This is a genomic window from Streptomyces sp. NPDC042102 (assembly GCF_055582305.1).
Map to the genome: position 1 here is coordinate 729,982 of NZ_JBVJDL010000002.1, position 16,438 is coordinate 746,419.

16 protein-coding genes and 2 tRNA genes are annotated in these 16,438 nt (G+C 71.1%); 3 read left to right on the top strand and 15 right to left on the bottom strand.

The features are described from left to right. Positions 1-91: 91 nt before the first annotated feature. The 8 genes from ACZ6KO_RS11350 to ACZ6KO_RS11385 all read right to left on the bottom strand — a co-directional run bounded on the left by ACZ6KO_RS11350 (position 92) and on the right by ACZ6KO_RS11385 (position 4,619). Positions 92-164 (bottom strand) — tRNA-Ala (locus ACZ6KO_RS11350). 132 nt (positions 165-296) lie between these two features. Further along, entirely contained in the window at positions 297-530 is a 234-nt protein-coding gene (locus ACZ6KO_RS11355; RefSeq protein ID WP_030229679.1) for a hypothetical protein, read from the bottom strand. A 139-nt stretch (positions 531-669) separates the two neighbouring features. Further along, positions 670-742: transfer RNA gene (locus tag ACZ6KO_RS11360), tRNA-Ala, on the bottom strand. A gap of 148 nt (positions 743-890) precedes the next feature. Next, positions 891-1,553: a histidine phosphatase family protein gene (locus ACZ6KO_RS11365; RefSeq protein WP_469303874.1), complete on the bottom strand. Its 663-nt coding sequence runs from the start codon at positions 1,551-1,553 to the stop codon at positions 891-893. After that, positions 1,550-1,996 carry a ribosome silencing factor gene (rsfS, locus tag ACZ6KO_RS11370; protein WP_401448560.1) on the bottom strand — a complete coding sequence of 149 codons (447 nt, stop codon included), beginning with the start codon at positions 1,994-1,996 and terminating at the stop codon, positions 1,550-1,552. The genes ACZ6KO_RS11365 and rsfS overlap by 4 nt, the downstream gene beginning before the upstream one ends. Positions 1,997-2,105: 109 nt before the next feature. Then, positions 2,106-3,731, bottom strand: a complete 1,626-nt coding sequence (locus ACZ6KO_RS11375; protein WP_469303057.1) for an LCP family protein — start codon at positions 3,729-3,731, stop codon at positions 2,106-2,108. A 28-nt stretch (positions 3,732-3,759) separates the two neighbouring features. Then, on the bottom strand, positions 3,760-4,377 hold the full coding sequence (gene nadD / locus ACZ6KO_RS11380; RefSeq protein WP_469303059.1) for a nicotinate-nucleotide adenylyltransferase: 618 nt from the start codon (positions 4,375-4,377) through the stop codon (positions 3,760-3,762). 74 nt (positions 4,378-4,451) lie between these two features. Beyond that, complete coding sequence (locus ACZ6KO_RS11385; protein WP_469303062.1) at positions 4,452-4,619, bottom strand: hypothetical protein; 168 nt, start codon at positions 4,617-4,619, stop codon at positions 4,452-4,454. Positions 4,620-4,762: 143 nt separating this feature from the next. Here ACZ6KO_RS11385 and ACZ6KO_RS11390 point away from each other — a divergent pair, with 143 nt between their 5' ends. Next, on the top strand, positions 4,763-5,821 hold the full coding sequence (locus ACZ6KO_RS11390) for a M48 family metallopeptidase (protein ID WP_469303065.1): 1,059 nt from the start codon (positions 4,763-4,765) through the stop codon (positions 5,819-5,821). Between the two features lie 4 nt (positions 5,822-5,825). Here the strand turns inward: ACZ6KO_RS11390 and ACZ6KO_RS11395 are convergent, their stop codons facing one another. The 7 genes from ACZ6KO_RS11395 to ACZ6KO_RS11425 all read right to left on the bottom strand — a co-directional run bounded on the left by ACZ6KO_RS11395 (position 5,826) and on the right by ACZ6KO_RS11425 (position 12,252). Beyond that, on the bottom strand, positions 5,826-6,932 hold the full coding sequence (locus ACZ6KO_RS11395) for an SCO2583 family membrane protein (RefSeq protein WP_469303067.1): 1,107 nt from the start codon (positions 6,930-6,932) through the stop codon (positions 5,826-5,828). Positions 6,933-6,971: 39 nt separating this feature from the next. Continuing rightward, the gene (locus ACZ6KO_RS11400; RefSeq protein ID WP_401448547.1) at positions 6,972-7,523 is read right to left on the bottom strand and encodes an SCO2584 family spore wall biosynthesis protein; all 552 of its coding nucleotides are present in this window, start codon (positions 7,521-7,523) and stop codon (positions 6,972-6,974) included. Positions 7,524-7,600: 77 nt separating this feature from the next. Then, the gene (locus ACZ6KO_RS11405) at positions 7,601-8,956 is read right to left on the bottom strand and encodes a glutamate-5-semialdehyde dehydrogenase (RefSeq protein WP_469303069.1); all 1,356 of its coding nucleotides are present in this window, start codon (positions 8,954-8,956) and stop codon (positions 7,601-7,603) included. Between the two features lie 165 nt (positions 8,957-9,121). Further along, on the bottom strand, positions 9,122-9,523 hold the full coding sequence (locus ACZ6KO_RS11410; RefSeq protein ID WP_469303876.1) for a hypothetical protein: 402 nt from the start codon (positions 9,521-9,523) through the stop codon (positions 9,122-9,124). Positions 9,524-9,606: 83 nt separating this feature from the next. Next, entirely contained in the window at positions 9,607-10,734 is a 1,128-nt protein-coding gene (proB, locus tag ACZ6KO_RS11415; RefSeq protein ID WP_469303071.1) for a glutamate 5-kinase, read from the bottom strand. Positions 10,735-10,819: 85 nt separating this feature from the next. Next, positions 10,820-11,254 (bottom strand): GtrA family protein, encoded by a 435-nt coding sequence (locus tag ACZ6KO_RS11420; RefSeq protein ID WP_469303073.1) that lies wholly within the window; start codon positions 11,252-11,254, stop codon positions 10,820-10,822. Then, entirely contained in the window at positions 11,251-12,252 is a 1,002-nt protein-coding gene (locus tag ACZ6KO_RS11425; RefSeq protein ID WP_469303075.1) for a glycosyltransferase family 2 protein, read from the bottom strand. Before ACZ6KO_RS11425 ends, ACZ6KO_RS11420 begins: the two co-directional genes overlap by 4 nt. 157 nt (positions 12,253-12,409) lie before the next feature. On the opposite strand from ACZ6KO_RS11425, the gene ACZ6KO_RS11430 reads away from it, so the two are divergent. Beyond that, positions 12,410-15,283, top strand: a complete 2,874-nt coding sequence (locus ACZ6KO_RS11430; RefSeq protein ID WP_469303077.1) for a bifunctional glycosyltransferase/CDP-glycerol:glycerophosphate glycerophosphotransferase — start codon at positions 12,410-12,412, stop codon at positions 15,281-15,283. Continuing rightward, on the top strand, positions 15,280-16,434 hold the full coding sequence (locus ACZ6KO_RS11435; protein ID WP_469303079.1) for a glycosyltransferase: 1,155 nt from the start codon (positions 15,280-15,282) through the stop codon (positions 16,432-16,434). Before ACZ6KO_RS11430 ends, ACZ6KO_RS11435 begins: the two co-directional genes overlap by 4 nt. The last annotated feature ends 4 nt before the right edge of the window (positions 16,435-16,438 follow it).

The window sequence follows — 16,438 nt, forward strand, 5'->3', positions numbered from 1 at the left end:
GGCTGGCCCCGGGGGGGGCCTGCTGCCGCGCGGGCCCCCCCCCCCCCCCGCCCCGCCCCCCCCCCGGGCGGGGCCCCCCGCTTCTCTCCTGTGGAGCTAAGGAGAATTGAACTCCTGACCTCCTGCATGCCATGCAGGCGCTCTACCAACTGAGCTATAGCCCCTTGCTTCTCTGCCGCCGGGCCCCTGCTCGGTCTCCCTTGCCGGTTCCCCCTGGCGACATCGAGAACATTACACGGTCATGGCCCAGGTCCAAAAATCGGTTTCCGCACGCGTCGATCTGTCCGGTTCGTCCGTCAGGCGCGGGCGAACTGGTAGAAGCGTTTGAGCGTGCAGTGCTCGTCGAGCAGGCGGCCGTAGATCGGCTCCCCCTCCAGCTCCCGGTACGTCTCGATGGGGTCGCCTTTTATGATCAGCGCCCGCGCGCATTCCTCGCACCAGTACTGGTAGTCGGGGTTGACCGGGTCCATGTCCCGCACGATCGGCGTGCCGTTGTCGCACCAGTCGCACCGCCGCCGGTGTGCACCCATCCGTCAGCGACTCCCTCCCGCTTCGGGCCGTCGTCTCCCCCTCCGGCCGTCCGATTCTGCCACGTCAGCAGGAGAACGGGCAGCGGGGACAAAAAGCAAGGATCCCGCCCCCTGTTGGGGACGGGATCCTACGTACTTGTGGAGCTAAGGAGAATTGAACTCCTGACCTCCTGCATGCCATGCAGGCGCTCTACCAACTGAGCTATAGCCCCGCTCTCCGCCGCGCTTCCCGCCGTTTCCTGCGGTCTTCGCTGCGAACAAGAAGAACTTTAGCCTGTGACCAGCCGGAAAGTGAAATCCGGGTCCGAGGGGCGCCCACGGCGCACCCACGACGCGCCCACAGCGCCCCCACCAGGGCGTTCAGTCGTCGTCGCCGAGCACCGGCTCCGGCAGCGTGCCGGCGTTGTGCTCCAGCAGACGCCAGCCGCGCGCGCCCTCGCCGAGCACGGACCAGCAGCAGTTGGAGAGCCCGCCCAGGCTCTCCCAGGAGCCCGCCTCCAGGCCCAGCAGCCGGCCGATGGTGGTACGGATGGTGCCTCCGTGGCTGACCACGACCAGGGTGCCGTTCTCGCCGAGACGCTCCGCGTGCCGCAGCACGACGGGAGCCGCCCGGTCGGCGACCTCCGTCTCCAGCTCACCGCCGCCCCGGCGCACGGGCTCGCCGCGCTTCCACGCCGCGTACTGCTCGCCGTACTTCGCCAGGATCTCGTCGTGCGTGAGGCCCTGCCACTCGCCCGCGTACGTCTCGCGCAGCGCCTCGTCGTGCTCGACGGGCAGGCCCGTGACGGAGGCCAGCTCCGCGGCGGTCGCCGCGGCCCGGCTGAGGTCGGAGGACACGATGGCGTCCGGCCGCAGCGAGGCGAGCAGGCGGGCGGCGCGGCGGGCCTGCGCCACGCCGGTGCCGGTCAGCCCGATGTCCGTGGAGCCCTGGAAACGGCGCTCGAGGTTCCAGGACGTCTGGCCGTGCCGCCACAGGACGATCTTGCGGCCGGTCCGGGAACCGCTGGTGCTGGTCGTGCTCAGAACAGATCACCGTCCAGGTCGTCGTCGCCGGCCGCCTCACGCAGCTTGGCGTGCTCCTCCGCCTTGCCGCGCGTCAGCTTGGCGTCCTCGGGCAGCTCGATCTCGGGGCAGTCCTTCCACAGGCGCTCCAGCGCGTAGAAGACCCGCTCCTCGCTGTGCTGCACGTGCACGACGATGTCGACGTAGTCGAGCAGGATCCAGCGGGCGTCGCGGTCGCCCTCGCGGCGCACCGGCTTGGCGCCGAGCTCCTTGAGCAGGCGCTCCTCGATCTCGTCGACGATGGACTTGACCTGGCGGTCGTTGGGCGCCGACGCGAGCAGGAAGGCGTCGGTGATCGACAGCACGTCGCTGACGTCGTACGCGATGATGTCGTGCGCGAGCCGGTCGGCCGCTGCCTGGGCGGCGGCGGTGATGAGCTCGATGGAGCGGTCCGTGGCGGTCACTGGCCATGCTTTCGGGTCGGCGGGCAGATCCTTACAAGGGTCTCATGGGCCGCCGACCCCGCCCACGTCAATACGTGCGCAGCAGGTCAGGGGGAGGACGGGGAACGGATCAGGACGGCTTGTAGTCCTTGCCCAGGGTCACCACGACGTCGGCGTTGACCGCGTTCTCGGCCTTCTTGACCACCGTCTCGGGCAGCCCGAGCGTCTTGGCGACCTCGACCGCCTTCTCGCGCTGCGCGTCGTCCTGGTACGTGATCAGCGAGGCGCTCTGGGTCTGGCCCGCCCGGCCGCCGTCGACGTAGGTGTAGCCGCCGTTCATCAGCGCCGCCCTGGCCGCGGTCCGGGTCTTCTCGTCGCCGGTGGCGTCCTTGAGGCCGACGCGCGGGGCGGTGCCGGCCTGCGGGGCGGTGAGGGAGCCGCCGAGGAGTTCCTTGACGACCTTCTTGTTCGCGTCGTCGGTCAGGGTGCCGTCGGCCTTCACCGGCACGACCTCGGTGCGGTACTCCCCCACCTTGGCGTGCTCGGCGAGCTTGGCCAGCGCGGTGCCGAGCGTCTGCTCGTTCAGCGAGGGGTCCAGGATCTGGGCCAGGGTCTCCACGGCGACGATCGCGGACTTCGCGTCGCTGGGGACCTTGCGCAGCACGGCCAGGAGCACCTTGCCGAACCGCTCCAGCTGCTTGGCCTCGGGCTCGTTCGGGGCGCGGTGGGTGGCGTACGCGACGGCCATCGCGCCCTTCAGGCTCTGCTTGGGGCCCTGGGCGACGGCCGGCGTCCCGGCCTTGTCGTCGGCGGCGACGGCGCTGTCGGTGTCCACCTCGATGCCGCCGACCTGGTCGACCAGGTTCTCCAGGTACGGGGTGTCGAGCCGCCAGGTGCCGCCGATGTCCGTGCCGAGCATCGCGTCGAGGGCCTCGCGCGTGCCGCCGAGGCCGTCCTGCTCGACGGAGGCGCCCAGGCCCACGGCGGTGCCGTCGTCCCTGGGGACGGAGAGGCTGTTGGGCAGCAGGACGGTGGCGCCCCGCTTGGTGGTGACGTTGTCGACCAGGAGGGCGGTGGAGGTGCCGCCCTTCTTGGTGTGGTGCAGGTGCACGACGATCATGTCGCGCTGCTGCGGTCCGGCGGCGGCGGTGGCGGGCTTCTTCGCCGCCGGTCCGGACAGGCCCGGGAGCTTGCCCGTGTACCAGAGGTAGCCGGCGCCGCCGACGACGAACAGGGCGAGGACGACGGTCAGCGCCACCACGCGGTTGCGGCCGCGGCGGCGCGCCTCCTCCCGGCGCTCGGTACGGCTCTCGGTGAACTTCAGCCAGTCGATGACGTCGTCGGAGTCCTCGTCGGGCTGGTCGAGGAAGGCGAACTGCTCGGTGCGGTAGTCGGGGGCCGGGGCGGCGGAGGCGGGGGCGGGGGCGGCCGGGCCGCTCCGGCCGGGCTCCGGGCGGCGCGGCTCGGGCACCTGGGCGGGGGGCTGCTGCTGGACCCACTGCTGGGGCTGCGGGGGCGGCGGGGGCTGCGGCACCTGCTGGGGCGGGTACTGCGGCTGGGCCCCGTACCCGTAGTACTGCTGCTGGTGCTGCTGGTCGGGGTACGCCTGCGCCTGCGGGTACGTGTCGTAGCCGTACTGCTGCTGGTCGTACCCGGGGTACTGCTGGTACTGGTCGTACTGCTGCTGAGGGGGCACGGCGGCGTACACCGGCCGCCCGTAGGCGTCGTATCCGACGAGCTGCTGCTCCTCGTTCACCGCGTGCCCCTCTCTGACGGGAAAAGCCTCAGGCTCCCCGGTACAGCTCTCGCTTGTCGATGTAGCGCACCACACCGTCCGGCACCAGGTACCACACAGGATCGCCCTGGGCCACCCGGGCCCGGCAGTCCGTGGACGAGATCGCCAGGGCCGGAACCTCCACGAGCGAGACGCCGCCCTCGGGCAGACCGTCGTCGGTGAGGAGGTGGCCGGGGCGGGTCACTCCGATGAAGTGGGCGAGGGAGAAGAGTTCCTCCGCGTTGCGCCAGGTCAGGATCTGCGCGAGGGCATCGGCACCGGTGATGAAGAACAGGTCCGCGTCGTCGTTGAGCGCGCGCAGGTCCCTGAGGGTGTCGATCGTGTACGTCGGCCCGCCGCGGTCGATGTCGATACGACTGACCGAGAACTGCGGATTCGAGGCCGTGGCGATGACCGTCATGAGGTAACGGTCCTCGGCCGGCGAGACCGCGCCGTGCGACTTCTGCCACGGCTGACCGGTCGGTACGAAGATCACCTCATCGAGGTGGAACAGTGCGGCCACCTCACTGGCGGCCACCAGGTGTCCGTGGTGGATCGGGTCGAATGTCCCGCCCATCACACCGATCCGGCGCTTGACCGGGCCGGTAGGCGTTTCCTGCTCTCCCATGAGCGCAGACCCTACCGGCCCGATGGCCGGAACCGGACCCGGGTTCGAGTGCTTGTCCGACGGCTGCGGTGGATTCAGCGGTCGCGGTTGAGGCGGGTGGTCACCCAGAGCAGCAGCATCAGGATGAGGAAGGCGCCGCCGCCGGTGACGTAGGGGTTGAGGCTGTCGTGGTTGCCGCCGTGCTGCTCGGCCCCCTCCGAGGCGAGGAGAACCAGGCTCTGTGCGGTGGAGGTGATGCTCATCAGGCAGGTACCAATCGGGGTCGGGGGTGCGGGCGGAGACTTCGCTCACATCGTATGTGGGCGCCTGGGGCACGCTCGCGCCGACTCAGGCGTTAGGGAGGATAGACGCACGGCACTGCAGGCCGATCAAGGGGGAGGGCCCGATGACAGACGGCACGTTCGACAAGGCGGTACCGGCCCGGGACCGCAGGAGGTTCCCGGGCATTTCCTCGCGGGCGTACGAACATCCGGCGGACCGCTCGGCGCTGGTGGCGCTGCGCAAGCTCTCCGGGTTCGACACCGTGTTCAAGGCGCTCAGCGCACTGCTGCCGGAGCGCAGCCTGCGGCTGATGTTCCTTTCGGAGTCGGTGCGGGTGGGCGAGACCCAGTTCCCGCACCTGTACGCGATGCTGCGCGACGCCTGTTACATCCTGGACCTGGAGAAGGTCCCCCAGATGTACGTCCAGCAGGACCCGAAGCCCAACGCGATGTGCATCGGCCTGGACGAGCCGATCATCGTGGTGACCACGGGGCTCGTCGAGCTGCTCGACGAGGAGGAGATGCGGGCGGTCGTGGGCCACGAGGTGGGCCACGCGCTGTCGGGGCACGCCGTGTACCGCACGATCCTGCTGTTCCTGACGAACCTGGCGCTGAAGGTCGCGTGGATCCCGCTGGGCAATGTGGCGATCATGACGATCGTGACGGCGCTGCGGGAGTGGTTCCGCAAGTCGGAGCTGTCGGCGGACCGTGCCGGTCTGCTCGTCGGGCAGGACGCGCAGGCCTCGATGCGCGGCCTGATGAAGATCGCGGGTGGCAACCACCTGCACGAGATGAATGTGGACGCCTTCCTCGCGCAGGCCGAGGAGTACGAGTCCAGCGGTGACCTGCGCGACTCCGTGCTGAAGATCCTCAACGTGCTGCCGCGCACGCACCCCTTCACCACGGTGCGGGCCGCCGAGCTGAAGAAGTGGTCGCAGAGCCGGGACTACCAGCGGATCATGGACGGCCACTACCCGCGCCGCGAGGAGGACAAGGACACGTCGGTGACGGACTCCTTCCGGGAGTCGGCCTCGCACTACGCCGACGCCGTGCGCAACAGCAAGGACCCGCTGTTCAAGCTGGTCGGCGACATAGCGGGCGGCGCGGCGGACGTCGGCGGCAAGCTGCGCGACAAGTTCACCGGCGGCGGCAACGGCAACGCGGGCGGCGGCGACAAGGGCTAGGGGGTCAGCCGGTGCCCGCTCCGGAGGGGCTGGGCTGGGCCTCCGGGGCGAGGACGCCGCACAGGCCGGCCGCGCGTCGCGGATGGCCCGCCGCGTAGGGGTCGGTGGCCGCGGGGCCCACGGTGCTGGCGGCGGCCCCGGCGAGGGCCGGGCGGAAGCCGTCGGCGGTCTCAGCGGAACAGTCCTGCGGCCCCGCCACCACGTACGCCGTCAGCAGCTCCGCGCGGCGGGCCAGCAGGTCCTCGCGGTCGAAGCGCAGCCGCAGCTCGCGCCGGACGGTGAAGAGCGAGGCGCCGTCGTGCGCGGCCGGCGCTCCGGGGGTGGCGGGGCGGACGGCGTACACGAAGGTGTGGTCGGTGAAGACCTCCAGGACGTCCGGGGCGACCTCCTCGAAGGTGAGGGTGCCGTTCACCCGGACGCGGGAGTCGGCGACCACGGCGGTGGCCGGGTCGAAGCGGACCAGCCAGCCGGTGGCCGCGTGCCGCCCGTCGCCGGACGGTGAGGTCATGCTGCGGTCGAACTGCGCCAGCTGGTCGGGGTCGAGCAGGACCCGTACCGGCCGGGAGGCGGTGCCGGCCAGGACGTCGGGCTCCAGCGAGGACTGCACCAGGTAGTCCTTGGCGACGGTCAGGGCGGCGACCACCTGGGCGTCGGTGAAGTGCGGGGTGCGGCGCACGGCGGGCATGGTGATGCCGGCCGCGCCGACCCGGTAGTCGGCGGCCGGGCTCCTGGCGTACAGGTCGGAGGCCCGCCCGCCCGCGACCGTACGGGAGGGTGCGAGCGGGACGACCGTGCTGTTGAAGGGCTCGGTGCGGGTGTCGGGCAGCGGGACGTACGGGTTGCGCAGGCCCATGTAAACGGCCGAGGCGAAGGCCACGGCGATCAGGAGCACCAGCAGCAGGCCCTGCCGGGAGCGGCGGCCGGGGGTGCCGTCACCGCCGCCGTGGCCGGACCACAGGGAGCGGCTGCGCACGGCGCGGGCGTGCTCGCCCATGCGTTCCTGCGCCGAGAACTCCTGGAGGCGGGCAGCCCGGACGAAGTCCTCGTCGAACACCACCGACCGGTATTCGTCCTCGGGGGTGCCGTCAGGTGGCTCTCCTGGTACGGCCATGGGGTCTCCCCGCTGTTCGCGCGTGAGAGGGTCGTACTTTCAGGGTTGTCGCCCGGCGGGATACATAAACGCGCCAGTTCCGGTGACTTCGGTCAGCGGGGTGCTGGCCGGCGCCGGGGCCTGGGGTTCGGGGTCGTCGGAGACGGCCCGGTAGACCGCGGAGAAGGCCAGGGCGACCATGCCGACGCCCATCACGACGGCGAGCACCCAGGCCACGGGCCGCAGCCAGCGGGAGCGGCCGCGGTAGGGCCGCAGGGCGCCGCCGTAGGCCCCGTACGGACCGTAGCCGTACCCGTGGGCGGCGCCGTCGGGATCGTAGGGCTGGAAGTCGGCGTCGGGCCCGTAGCCGTGACCGGGGCCGTCGTAGAGCTCGAAGCCCTCGTACCCGTCGTAGCCCTCGTGGCCGCCGGCGACCGCGCGGGCGGCCTCGGCGGCCCGCTGGCGCTCGGCGGCGCTCGGTTCATGAATCGCGGCGTTCCGGACGAAGTCCTCGTCGAACACCACGGAGGCGAAGTCCTGGTCCGCGCCTCCGCGGTCGTCGTCGGGCTCCCCGTCGTCCGGGAACGGCTTGCCCCCCACGTCGTCCGGCACGGGACCAGCGTAGACCTGGGGGGCGGCTTTGGGCAGGCCATGTGCCGAAATCCGGCCACACGGAGTGGAGGCGGTGGTTACCTGATGTGACCGTCTCCGGTGACGATGTACTTGGTGGAGGTCAGCTCCGGCAGTCCCATCGGGCCCCTGGCGTGCAGCTTCTGGGTGGAGATACCGATCTCGGCACCGAATCCGAACTGGCCACCGTCGGTGAACCGGGTGGACGCATTCACGGCAACCGTGGTCGAGTCGACCAGCTGGGTGAAGCGGCGGGCGGCGGCCTGCGAGGTGGTGACGATGGCCTCGGTGTGGCCGGAGGTCCAGCGGCGGATGTGGCTGACGGCGTCGTCGAGGGAGTCCACGACGCCGGCGGCGATGTCGTACGAGAGGTACTCGGCGGCCCAGTCCTCGTCGGTGGCGGGGAGGGCGGTGACCTTGCCGCCCTCGGCGGCCTTGAGGACGCGGTCGTCGCCGTGGACGGTCACGCCGGCGTCGGCGAGGGCGTCGAGGGCGCGCGGCAGGAAGGCGTCGGCGATGTCGCGGTGGACCAGGAGGGTCTCGGCGGAGTTGCAGACCGAGGGGCGCTGGGCCTTGGAGTTGATGAGGATCTCGACGGCCATGTCGAGGTCGGCCTGGGCGTCGACGTAGACGTGGCAGTTGCCGGTGCCGGTCTCGATGACGGGGACCGTGGACTCCTCGACGACGGTCTTGATGAGGGACGCGCCGCCGCGCGGGATGAGGACGTCGACCAGGCCGCGGGCGCGCATGAGTTCGCGTACGGAGTCGCGGCTCTCGCCGGGGACGAGCTGGATCGCGTCGGCGGGCAGGCCGGTGCTCTCGACGGCGTCGCGGAGGATGGCCACCAGGGCGGTGTTGGAGGCGTAGGCGGAGGAGCTGCCGCGCAGCAGGACGGCGTTGCCGGACTTCAGGCAGAGGGCGGCGGCGTCGACGGTGACGTTGGGGCGGGCCTCGTAGATGATGCCGACGACGCCGAGGGGGACGCGGATCTGGCGGAGGTCGATGCCGTTGGGGAGCGTGGAGCCGCGGACGACCTCGCCGACGGGGTCGGGGAGGGCGGCGACGTCGCGGACGTCGGAGGCGATGGCGCGGACGCGGTCGGGGGTGAGGGTGAGGCGGTCGACGACGGTCTCGCTGGTGCCGGCGGCGCGGGCCTTGGCGACGTCGGTGGCGTTGGCCTCGACGATCTCGTCGGTACGGGCCTCCAGGGCGTCGGCGATCGCGAGCAGCGCGGTGTCCTTGGCGGACCGCGGCAGGGGGGCGAGGACCGCGGCGGCGACGCGGGCGGCGGTGGCCGTTGCGGTGACGGGTGTGGAGGCGGTGTTCGACGAGGTCATGCGGCCCAGGGTAGTCCTGTGGCCCGGGGCCGCGGGGTGGGGTTTCACCCCACGAGACGGGTCCGCGGTGTGGTCCACGGCACGGATCTGGGGACCGGTGGGTGCGCGGGTGCGGTGGGGTGGGGGCGCGGGTGCGGTGGGGCCGCTGCGCGGAGCCTTTCCCCACCCCGCCCCTTCCCGAACCGGGGCTCCGCGCCGGGCCCCGCGCCTCAAACGCCGGCGGGGCTGGGGTGGGGGGGGGGGTCAGTAGGGGTGGACGCCTACTCGGGTGGCTGGTGGGGGGCCGTAGCCCTCGGCTACGCGTTGGTGGTAGGTCGCGCGGTCGATGACCTCCAGGCCGACGATCTCCCAGGGCGGGAGCTGCGCCGAGGAGCGGTGCTCGCCCCACAGGCGCAGGGCGACGGCCGCCGCGTCGTGGAGGTCGCGGGCCTCTTCCCAGTAGCGGATCTCCGCGTGGTCCGCCGCGTACCGGCTCGTCAGCAGGAACGGGTGGTCATGGGCCAGTTGCTCCAGGGACCGCCGGACCTCGCCCAGCGGCACCGGCTTGCCGGAGACGCTGAGGGTGACGTGCCACAGGCGGGACTCGGGCCGGTCGTCCTCGCCGCCGCCCCCGCCGCCGACGCTGGTCAGCGCTCGTCCCACCAGCCGCCTCCTCTGCCCGTCCGCGTGCTCCCATCCCCTGACAGTTGACCAGTCCCGGGGCCGTCTTGCGTCGGTTTTGCCGAACCTCAGCCCTCCAGAAGGACCAGATCGTCGCGGTGGACGACCTCACGTTCGTACGCGGCCCCCAGTTCCCGGGCCAGCTCCCGCGTGGAGCGGCCCAGCAGCTGCGGGAGCTCCTTGGCGTCGAAATTGACCAGGCCGCGGGCGACCGCGCGGCCGTCCTGGGCGCGCAGTTCCACCGGGTCCCCGGCGACGAAGTCGCCCTCGACCGCCGCGATGCCGGCCGGCAGCAGCGAGCTGCCGCGCTCGGTGACCGCGGCGACCGCGCCGTCGTCCAGGACGAGGTGGCCCTGCGGGGTGGAGGCGTGCTGGAGCCAGAGCAGGCGGTCCGCGGAGCGGCGGCCCGTGGCGTGGAAGAGGGTGCCGGTGCCGCGGCCCGCCAGGGCGTCCGCGGCCTGGCTGGCGGAGGTGAGGACGACCGGGATGCCGGCCGCCGCGGCGATCCGCGCGGCCTCCACCTTGGTGACCATGCCGCCCGTGCCGACGCCCGCCTTGCCCGCGCTGCCGATGGAGACGTGCTCGATGTCGGAGGGGCCGTGGACCTCATCGATGCGGCTCGTGCCCGGCAGGGCGGGGTCGCCGTCGTAGAGGCCGTCCACGTCGGAGAGCAGGACCAGCAGGTCGGCGCGGACCAGGTGGGCGACCAGGGCGGCCAGCCGGTCGTTGTCGCCGAAGCGGATCTCGTCCGTGGCGACGGTGTCGTTCTCGTTGACGACCGGGAGGGCGCCCATGGTCAGGAGCTGGTCCAGGGTGCGGAACGCGTTGCGGTAGTGGGCCCGGCGGCTGGTGTCGTCGGTGGTGAGCAGCACCTGGCCGACGCGGACGCCGTAGCGCGCGAAGGAGGCGGTGTAGCGGGCGACGAGCAGGCCCTGGCCGACGCTGGCGGCCGCCTGCTGCCGGGCCAGGTCCTTGGGCCTGCGGCGCAGGCCGAGCGGGGCGAGACCGGCGGCGATGGCGCCACTGGAGACCAGCACGATCTCCTTCTCGCCGCCGCTGCGCGCCTTGGCCAGGACGTCGACCAGCGCGTCCACGCGGTCCGCGTCGAGCCCGCCGGCGGCGGTGGTGAGGGAGGAGGAGCCGACCTTGACCACGATCCTGCGGGCGTCCACGACGCCCTGCCTTGCCCCTGACACGTCCATCCCCTTGCCCTGTCCACCCGGTCGTCCGGTTGTGCGGTGTTCAATCTACGGGGTGGGCGGCGCGGCCCGCCCGCCGGTTTCAGAGCGTGGACGAGCTCCCGGCGGGCTCGGGCTCGGCGGCCTTGGCCCGGCCGCCCGGAACCAGGATCCTGCGGGAGATCAGGAAGGTGAACGGGATGGCCACCACGGCGGCGACCAGCGACGCGTACCGGCTGTCCATGCCCGCCCAGGTGACGAGGGCGTACAGCCCGGCGCCCTGCACGACGAAGTTTGTGACGTTCGTCAGCGGGAAGAGGAGGAACTTCTTCCAGGTGGGCCGGGTGCGGTAGGTGAAGTAGGTGTTCATGAAGAACGACCCGACCATCGCCAGGAGGAAGGCGATCGTGTATGCGGCGAAGTACGGCAGCCACAGGTGCAGCAGCAGGTACAGCGCGAAGTAGGTGCCGGTGTTGACGGCGCCCACCAAGCCGAAGCGGATGATCTGGCCGAGCTGGGTCTTCGTGGTCGCGTTCATCGGGTGCCGCGCTCCACCGTCAGCGCATCGGGAGAGGAAGAGGACGAGGAAGGGGACTCCGCAGTGGCGGGCGGGGTGCCGTGCGACTCCTTGACCAGGAAGTGCGGGCGGCGCTTGGTCTCGTAGTAGATACGTCCGATGTACTCGCCGATCAGGCCCAGCATGATCATCTGGACTCCGCCGAGGCCCACCATGATCGCGACGATGGTGACGTAACCGGGTGAGTCGATCCCGTGGGTGATCGCGTTGACGGTGATCCACAGGGTGTACAGGGTGGCCAGGGCCACCAGCGACACGCCGAACCAGATGGCGATGCGCAGCGGCCGGTTGTTGAAGGAGATCAGGCCGTCCATGCCGTAGTTCAGCAGGGAGCCGAACTTCCACTTGGTCTCGCCTGCCTCGCGCTGGGCGTTGCGGTAGTCGAAGTGGACGGTGTCGAAACCGATCCAGGAGAACAGCCCCTTGGAGAAGCGGTTGTACTCGGGCAGCGACAGCAGCGCGTCCACGGCCGGCCGGGACAGCAGGCGGAAGTCTCCGACCCCGTCGGTCAGCTCCACGTCCACCCAGCGGTTGATCCCGCGGTAGTAGAGGCGGCTGAGCGCCGTACGGAGCTTCTTGTCGCCCTCACGGGTGCGGCGGGCGATGATCTGGTCGTGGCCCTGCCGGTAGTAGTCGAGCATGGTGGCGATCAGCTCCGGCGGGTGCTGGAGGTCCGCGTCCATGATCACGACGGCGTCACCGGTGGCCTCGCGCAGGCCCGCGAGCATGCCGGCCTCCTTGCCGAAGTTGCGGCTGAAGGAGACGTACCGGGTGTGCCCCCCGTGCTCGGCTGCGATCTTGCGAAGTTTCTCCAGGGTGCCGTCGCGGCTGCCGTCGTCGACGTAGCAGACCTCGTACGCGACCGGGAGGGAGTCCAGAACCTTGCGGATCTCCGCGTCGAAGCGTTCGACCACCGCTTCTTCGTTGTAGCAGGGAACGACTACGGACAGCTTCGTCATGGATACATCCTGCGGGGTCCGAACGGGTGATTGTCAGCGACCGGACCCGACACCACCTCTTCCTTAGAAGTATGCACGGCGGATGTCGGCCTGCCCGGGTGGAGCGCGGCACAGGGTAGCTTTGACGGGTTAAGCGGAATGGAACGAAGGGATCGAGGTGCACGTGCCTGACGTCTCCGTGGTCGTCATCGTCTACAACGACGCAGAGCGTCTGCCGGCCGCCGTCCGGTCGGTGCTGCAGCAGACCCTGAGCGGGGTCGAAGTCGTGATCGTCGACGACTGCAGCACGGACCGGTCCTACGCGGTGGCCCAGGAGCTCGAAGCGGCCCACCCGGGACGCGTGCGCGCCTTCCGGCTGCCCGAGAACAGCGGCGGCTGCGGCGCGCCGCGCAACCACGGCGTCCAGCAGGCCACCGGCACGTACGTCATGTTCCTCGACAGCGACGACGAGCTGGAGCAGAACGCCTGCCGCAACATGCTCGCGGCCGCCGAGAGCACCGGCTCCGACCTGGTCTCGGGCATGTGCGTACGGGTCTACGTAGACAACCGTTTCGGCAAGACCTCCGAGTGGTACCCGTGGATCTACTCCCGGACCCGCACCCTGGAGTCGATCACCGAGTTCCCCGACCTGCTGGTCTACGACACCCTCTCCACGAACAAGTGCTACCGGCGCGCGTTCCTGCTGGAGCAGGGCCTGCGGTTCCCGGTCGGGATCCACTACGAGGACCTGCTGTTCTCGGCGCAGGCGTACGTCGCCGCCCGGCGCATCACGCTGATCCCCAACCGGGTCTACCACTGGAACGTGGTCGAGAAGGCCTCCGCCAAGTCGATCAGCAACCGCCGTCACGAGATCGCCAACTTCGTCCACCGGATGGAGATCCACCGGCGCGTCGACGAGATACTGGCCGCCAAGGGCCACACGGCCATCAAGTCGGCCAAGGACGCCAAGTTCCTCAAGCACGACCTGGTCCTGCACCTGCGCGACCTGCGGCTGCTCGACGACGAGTACCGCCAGGAGTTCGCCCGGCTGGCCAACGGCTACCTGGCCGGCATCGACCCGGACGCGTACGGGCACGTCACCCACCTGCAGGCGATCTGCGCCTACCTGCTGGGCAAGGAGGACTGGGACAACCTGCTCCCGGCCGCCGACGCCATGGTCAACAAGGGCCGGCTGTCCTCCCCGCTCGCGATGCGCGACGGCCGCGTCTACTGGTGCGGCGGCGCCCACCTGGACGACGCCGAGGGCCGCCGGATACTGGACGTCACCGACCAGGGCTTCCACACCACCGCGCTGCCCACCCTCCAGCTGGGCAACCGGCTGACCTCGTACGAGGACGACGGGCAGGGCACGGTCACGATGGCGGGCTCCCTGGTCAACCCGCTGGGCCGGATCGGCGCGGACACCGAGCTGAGCGCGGAGCTGGAGTTCCGGGCCCGCCGTCAGATCGGGGTGCGCTCGTTCACGTTCCCGGTGGCGAGCGTGCGGCACGCCGGTGACACGATCGAGTGGTCCGCCACCGCCGACGTCGGCGGCACCGTGCGCCCGCTCGGCGTCATCGACGCCGTCTGGGACGTCCGCCTGAAGCTGACGGCCGGCGACGAGCGGATCACCAGCCGGGTCTCGGTCGGCGGCGTCGACCTGGACCGGGCGGCCGCCCTGCGGGTGCGGCCCCGGCTGACCCGGCTGGTCTCGGACCGCTTCGAGCCGGAGATGACCAAGAAGGGCAACCTCTCCTACGTCCTGATCGCCGAGGGCCCCGCCGCCGTCCGCACCTCGACCCTGATCAACAACGCCATACAGGGCAAGGCCGCGAACGTCGTCAAGCGCGGACTGCGCAAGGCCCTGCGGGCCCGCCGCAACCTCGGGTCGGGCGAGCAGAAGGTGAAGGTCTACCACGAGGTCTTCTCGAAGCTGCCGGTCAAGAAGGGCACGGTCGTCTTCGAGAGCCACCTGGGCAAGCAGTACAGCGACAGCCCCCGGGCGATCTACGAGGAGATGGTCCGCCAGGGCGTCGCGTTCGAGGCGATCTGGTCGTACGCCGGCGCGAAGCCGACCGGCTTCCCCAAGGACGCCACCCTGGTCAAGCGGTGGAGCTGGCCGTACCTGCGGGCGCTGGCCCAGGCCGAGTTCTGGATCGACAACCAGGGCTTCCCGCTGGCGCTGACCAAGCGCCCCGGGACGACGTACATCCAGACCTGGCACGGCACCGCGCTGAAGCGGATGGGCTTCCACGAGCCGCGCACCAAGGCGCAGGGCCGGGCCGGGCAGGCGAAGTTCCAGGCGGCAGTCGACCGCTTCGACCACTTCCTGATCCGTACCGAGCACGACCGGCGCACCCTGGCCAAGGGCTTCCGGCTGCGCGACGAGGTGCTGCTGCCCACCGGCTACCCCCGCAACGACGCCCTGGTGGCGGCGTACCGCGAGGAGGCCGACAGCGGCGAGCGGGTGCGCGGGCCGCTGGCGGCGGAGCTGGGCATCGACCCGGAGTCGAAGGTGCTGCTGTACGCGCCGACGTTCCGGGCGAACGCCGACGGCGCCGTCGAGGGATTCACCTTCCCCTTCGACGTGGAGGAGTTCGCCGAGCGGCTGGGCGACCGCTTCACGCTGCTGGTGCGCACCCACTACCTCAACAGCGTCTCGCTGCCGCCGTCCGTCGCGGGCCGGGTGATCGACGTCTCCCGGCACCACGACATCACCCCGCTGCTGGCGCTGGCCGACGGGCTGATCACGGACTACTCGTCGGTGATGTTCGACTACGCGGTCCTGGACCGGCCGATGCTGTTCTTCGCGTACGACTACGAGACGTACGCGAACGACATCCGCGGCACCTACTTCGACCTGAAGGAGAAGGCCCCGGGTCCGGTGGTCGCCACGGCGGACGAACTGCTCCAGGCGATCGCCGCGTTCGACGAGGCGGACGCCAAGTACGCCGAGGCGCGCCAGCGTTTCCTCGCCGAGTTCGGCGAGTACGACCGCGGGGACGCCGCCCGCCAGATCGTCGAGAAGTTCTTCACCGGGAGCGGCAAGTGAGCCAGGGCCGTGACATCTTCATCGTCTCCAACAGCGTCGACGAGCTCGGCGGTGTGACCACCTGGTCGCACCAGATGGCCCGGCTGTTCACCGACCGCGGGCACCGGGTGCACCTCGTCGGCATCGCCCCGGTGGCCGAGGAGCTGCGCCAGAAGCTGCCGGCGGACCTGCCGTACCCGCTGACGACGCTGTACGACGCCCACCCGCCCAGCGCCCGCAGGCTCAGCGGGATCAAGGGCCGGCTCAACGCGCCCGAGCGGCGCCGGCAGGCGGCCCGGCGGGCGAGGATGCGCCAGCAGGCGGAGAAGCTCAGCGCCCTCTTCCGCGTGGCCCGGCCGGGCTCCGTCGTGATCGTCACCCAGGTGTGGGCGATGGAGTGGGTGGCGCTGGCGGACACCAAGGGGCTCAGTGTCATCGGCATGAGCCACGAGTCGTACGACGCCAGCCAGAAGTCGACCCGCGGCAACCGGGTCCGCCGCTGGTACCCGGAGGTGGACCGGCTCCTCGTGCTCACCCCCGAGGACGCGGACCTGTGGATCCGGGCGGGCATGGAGAACGTCGGCAGCATGCCGAACCCGCTGCCGTTCCTGCCGGACTCCCCCGCACCGCGGGAGGCGAAGGTGGTGGCCTCCGTGGGCCGGCTCGCCTTCGAGAAGGGCGTGGACCTGCTGCTGGACGCCTGGGCGGACGCCGCCCCGCAGCACCCCGACTGGACCCTGCGGATCTTCGGCGCGGGTGTGGAGGAGGCGGCGCTGCGGGCGCACTGCACGTCGCTGGGGCTGGACGACTCGGTCGAGTGGATGGGCAGCACCGACGACGTCCTGGGCGCGCTGCGCGGGGCGTCGGTGTTCGCGCAGGCCTCGCGGGCCGAAGGGTTCCCGATCACGCTGCTGGAGGCGATGGCGGCGGGCGTGGCCCCGGTCGCGTTCGACTGCGCGCCGGGCGTGCGGGAGATCGTCGACCACGGCACGGACGGGCTGCTGGCGCGGCTGGGCAACACCATGGAACTCGCCGGGCACCTCAGCGCCCTGATGGCGGACCGCGAACTGCGCGACCGGCTGGGGGACACGGCCTTCCGCAACGTCCGGCGCTACTCCGCCGCCGAGATCACCGACCGGTGGGAGGACCTGTTCGCGTTCCTCGAACGGTGACCCC

Bases quoted from the DNA above. Each gene is read 5' to 3' on its own strand.
- ACZ6KO_RS11355 (WP_030229679.1), bottom strand. From the start codon at position 530: ATGGGTGCACACCGGCGGCGGTGCGACTGGTGCGACAACGGCACGCCG.
- nadD (WP_469303059.1), bottom strand. From the start codon at position 4,377: ATGGGAGAGCAGGAAACGCCTACCGGCCCGGTCAAGCGCCGGATCGGT.
- ACZ6KO_RS11385 (WP_469303062.1), bottom strand. From the start codon at position 4,619: ATGAGCATCACCTCCACCGCACAGAGCCTGGTTCTCCTCGCCTCGGAG.
- ACZ6KO_RS11390 (WP_469303065.1), top strand. From the start codon at position 4,763: ATGACAGACGGCACGTTCGACAAGGCGGTACCGGCCCGGGACCGCAGG.
- ACZ6KO_RS11395 (WP_469303067.1), bottom strand. From the start codon at position 6,932: ATGGCCGTACCAGGAGAGCCACCTGACGGCACCCCCGAGGACGAATAC.
- ACZ6KO_RS11420 (WP_469303073.1), bottom strand. From the start codon at position 11,254: ATGAACGCGACCACGAAGACCCAGCTCGGCCAGATCATCCGCTTCGGC.
- ACZ6KO_RS11425 (WP_469303075.1), bottom strand. From the start codon at position 12,252: ATGACGAAGCTGTCCGTAGTCGTTCCCTGCTACAACGAAGAAGCGGTG.